Below are 299 nucleotides of genomic sequence, written 5' to 3' on the forward strand. Positions count from 1 at the left end.
ATCAGAAATGATTGTTCATTTTTTGATTCTACTTTTTATTAAAAAGTGGAAACAAAAAGTAAATTGAGTCCGGCAAACAGTCATCAAGAATTAACCCTTCTTGATGACAACCAAAAACCTTGGTTGCTTTTTGTCTTCACTTTTTAAAAGTGAAAGCAAATTTGTATCATACACAAGACCCTTTCGGGTTGTATGGTTAAGTGACTAAGCGTACACGGTGGATGCCTTGGCAGTCAGAGGCGATGAAAGGCGTAATAACTTGCGATAAGCCCAGATTAGGTAGTAATAACCTTTTGAGT

At 36.5% G+C, this 299-nt stretch carries 1 rRNA gene; it reads left to right on the top strand.

The features are described 5' to 3' along the window. Positions 1-194: 194 nt before the first annotated feature. Positions 195-299, top strand: a 23S ribosomal RNA gene (locus H5300_RS27315); the annotation flags it as partial.

Source organism: Vibrio sp. SG41-7 (assembly GCF_014164465.1).
Lineage (GTDB): Bacteria > Pseudomonadota > Gammaproteobacteria > Enterobacterales > Vibrionaceae > Vibrio > Vibrio splendidus.